The sequence below is a fragment of the Chloroflexus sp. MS-G genome, from assembly GCF_000735195.1.
Classification (GTDB): Bacteria; Chloroflexota; Chloroflexia; order Chloroflexales; family Chloroflexaceae; genus Chloroflexus.
The window spans coordinates 1-3,385 of the sequence record NZ_JPIM01000211.1 but is presented as its reverse complement, the minus strand read 5'-3'; the positions used below and the strand labels follow the sequence as shown (position 1 = coordinate 3,385).

Sequence of the window (3,385 nt, the reverse complement as noted above, 5' to 3'; positions counted from 1 at the left end):
GAGGGGAAGAGCGGAGCAGGGGCGATCCTGCGGCTGTCCAGATCACCCCTCTCCCGCAGCGCGGCAGCGGGGCCGGGGGTGAGGAACACCCCTCTCCCGCAGCGCGGGAGAGGGGCTGGGGGTGAGGGCCGCCCGTCGTCGCCTTACACCGCTGAACATCGCGTAAAAGATACTATGGCAGCCACTGTTCCAGCCGATACGCACTGTCCCAGAACATCCACTCCAGGCGTGATGAATAGATAAAGGCATCGCGCATGCGCTGTTGTTGAGTCGCCGAGACCTGTTCGGCGAGGTTGTTGGTCAGCGCAATTGCCTGTTTGACCACCTCATCAAATTCTTGTCCGGCGTAGGTGTCGATCCACTTCTGATAGGGGTTGTTGGGGGCTGCTCGACGGTAGATGTCGTGACCGACTTCCCGATAGATCCAGAAACAGGGCAGGAGTGCCGCCATCCCTTCTTCATAACTACGAGTAGCTACGGTAGCCAGTAAGAAATTGGTATACGCAAAGCATGCCGGTGCTTGTTGGCGGGTTGGCGTATCGATCCCAAATTCGCGGAAATAGGTGTTATGCAACGAACGTTCGACAACCGCTACCCCTTCAGCAAAGTGAACAAACTGAAGAATCGCAGCTTCGTCAGGTGATCGTCCGGCCATTGTCGCTAGCGCTCGCGCAAAATCAGCCAGGTAGAGCGCGTCTTGCTGCATGTAGAAGGCGAATTTCTCGCGTGGGAGTGTACCCTGGGCCAATTCTTCATTAAAGGGGTGCTGAATAATCGCCTTGTAGATGTCGGTAATCGATTCCCAAAGTGTTTCGGTGAAACGCATCACAATCCTCCCTGCGTCTAGATGAGGCACTTGCCCGCAGGAAGCACATTGCACGAGAGGGGAAAAGCGGCGATACCGGGGGATATTGTTCAGATCCGTTCCGATTTCCTACGCCGGCATTACCCGGATCAGGTGCAAGGGTGCCTCTCAGCCTCGCATACATCGCGAAGCGCCCCTACGGAACATTTATAATATATCCGAAGACGAGCGTGCGTGTCAAGCGGTTTTTGGGTTCGTCAGGGCTGTTCGAGGTGTTCAGGTTTTGGTTGAGTTTGTTAACGGATGTTGTTCGTATCTGCATAACGAGACTACCGGTTTGCGCCGGATGGACATGTGAGAAAAGAACCCTTTGGAAGCGGGCATAATGAGAAGATTAGGAAATGAGAGGGACTGATGCTCTTGCTAACACCCTTCCGCTTTCCGTGAAGGTGAAGAAGAACCGCGCATCCCGGCACATCTCCTTTCCCTGCCCCTAGTGGGAGATTGAAAGGGGGTTGGGGGAAGGTGAGGAGGGGAAACTGTTCCTACCGTGCACTGCGTTGACGGCATGCTGATAGCGGGTGGAACAACGTGCAACCGTGGGGTTGCGAAAGACATTCCCTGGCGAACACCGACAAAACCCAAAAAACACCGGCGTTAATCTCTACTAACTGCTGTCAATCCGCTTACAGCGAGTCTATCGTGAACCATTGCGACAAATGCCTGAGTTGCCGCACAACGATAGCCGTGGTGGCGGAAGAGGAACCCAACCGTTCGTCGTGGGGTTGGGTCTACAAGTGGAATGCCAATAAGGTCGGGTTGATTACATAACACGAAAGAAGGTAACACAGTAGCCACTGAGAGTTGCCGTACCGCAGCCAGAATATTGCTAATCGTATTCATTTCGACCAGTACCTGTGGCTCTATTCCTGCCGTGTGGGCGCAACGATCCCACAACCGCCGGGTACAGAATGCAGGCGAGAGCAGGATCAACGGCTGTTGGTGTAACGCCTGTACCGGTACTTGCGGAAGATGTGCCCACGGATGCTGCCTGCCAACGATCAGAACCAGCTCTTCCGTGAACAAGTCTTCACCTACAATTCCACTCGTCTCAGCAGGAGTGAAACTGATACCAAGTTGTAGTCGGCCTTCGGCTACACCCTGCTCAATATCGCTGGCCGCTAACTCTTCAATGTGTAGACGAATAGCTGGATAGGTTGTGGCAAAAGCCGCGACGAGATCTGGGATCAGGTAGGCGTTCACCGTCTGTACCACACCGATCTGTAGAACCCCCCGTTGTAAACCGGCCAGTTCAGCAAGTGCGGTTTGCGCTTCCGCCAATTCTTGCAAGGCACGACGAGCATGGGTGGCGAGGATTTCTCCAGCGGCAGTCAGGCGAATGCGTCGTCCGATTCGTTCAAGTAGCACTGCGCCGATTTCCTCTTCGAGCAACTTGATCTGTTGCGATAGAGCCGGTTGTGAAATGTAGAGCTTTTCAGCGGCACGGGTAAAGTGTCCTTCATCGACGACAGCCAGGAAATAACGTAGTTGGCGAAGTTCCATAGTCTGATAAGTGTAACTTATTGAAAAGATAAGAACCTTCTATTTTACTTATCATCATAGCGCGTCTAGACTGATCTTGTCAAACGCAAGATAAGAAAAATAACAAACCAGGGAGGGTAGCGATGAGTGATGTAACCATTCCCGGCTACACGTATGGCACGGCGGCAGTAGCCCAATCGCCGATCAGTGAGGAAGAATTTGCTTTGCTGAAACAAACCGTGTTGTGGAGTGATGAAGACGAGCAGTATTTGCGCATGGCGGGTGAGGTGCTTAAAGACCAGGTCGAGACGATCCTCGATCTGTGGTACGGTTTCGTCGGTTCACACCAACATCTGCTCTACTATTTTACCGGTCCTGATGGTCAGCCAATCGAACACTACCTGGCACGAGTGCGTCAACGTTTCGGGCAGTGGATCCTCGATACGTGCCAGCGCCCTTACGATCAGGATTGGTTAAACTATCAGATGGAGATTGCACTTCGTCACTACCGTACCAAGAAAAATCAGACTGACGATGTGTCGTCAGTGCCGATGATTCCATTGCGCTACATGATTGCCTTCATCTATCCCATAACTGCGACGATCAAAGATTTTCTCGCTCGCAAAGGACATTCGGTTACTGAAGTAGAGCACATGTATCAGGCCTGGTTCAAGTCAATTGTCCTGCAAGTGACGTTGTGGAGTTATCCATATGCTAAAGAAGGCGATTTCTGAGCGAGAACCGGGATAATTCCCTATTCGGATTGAGAAACCGCTCCAACGATACGGTGACGGGCATGATCGGCGAGAGCACGAGGAACTTGGTCGCCGATCGCAGTCGGAACAGGAAGCTACCGCTGCTGTGCTCGTTCCGCTTCCTTGCTGCTCTCCCCTTGCTCCTCACCTTACGGGTAGTGATAAGAACTGTGAAAAGCTCTATCGACACACACTGAGTCTTGACAGATACCGCAACAGCAGCATATAATATTGTTCAACTACGATCACGTGATTCGGTACGACAAATGAAAATGTGTGTAGA

At 52.4% G+C, this 3,385-nt stretch carries 3 protein-coding genes and 1 riboswitch; of the genes, 1 reads left to right on the top strand and 2 read right to left on the bottom strand.

All coding sequences use genetic code 11. The features are described from left to right. Window positions 1–172 precede the first annotated feature (172 nt). Entirely contained in the window at window positions 173–826 is a 654-nt protein-coding gene (gene tenA, locus JE47_RS0119825; RefSeq protein ID WP_031461404.1) for a thiaminase II, read from the bottom strand. A gap of 87 nt (window positions 827–913) precedes the next feature. Further along, window positions 914–1,013: riboswitch (TPP riboswitch) on the bottom strand. Between the two features lie 449 nt (window positions 1,014–1,462). After that, window positions 1,463–2,368, bottom strand: coding sequence for a transcriptional regulator CynR (cynR, locus tag JE47_RS0119820; RefSeq protein ID WP_031461403.1), 906 nt, complete (start codon window positions 2,366–2,368; stop codon window positions 1,463–1,465). A gap of 122 nt (window positions 2,369–2,490) precedes the next feature. Here cynR and JE47_RS0119815 point away from each other — a divergent pair, with 122 nt between their 5' ends. Then, window positions 2,491–3,081 carry a protoglobin domain-containing protein gene (locus JE47_RS0119815; RefSeq protein WP_031461402.1) on the top strand — a complete coding sequence of 197 codons (591 nt, stop codon included), beginning with the start codon at window positions 2,491–2,493 and terminating at the stop codon, window positions 3,079–3,081. Window positions 3,082–3,385 lie beyond the last annotated feature (304 nt).

Coding starts and splice junctions, on each gene's coding strand:
- tenA (WP_031461404.1), bottom strand. CDS start 826: ATGCGTTTCACCGAAACACTTTGGGAATCGATTACCGACATCTACAAG.
- cynR (WP_031461403.1), bottom strand. CDS start 2,368: ATGGAACTTCGCCAACTACGTTATTTCCTGGCTGTCGTCGATGAAGGA.
- JE47_RS0119815 (WP_031461402.1), top strand. CDS start 2,491: ATGAGTGATGTAACCATTCCCGGCTACACGTATGGCACGGCGGCAGTA.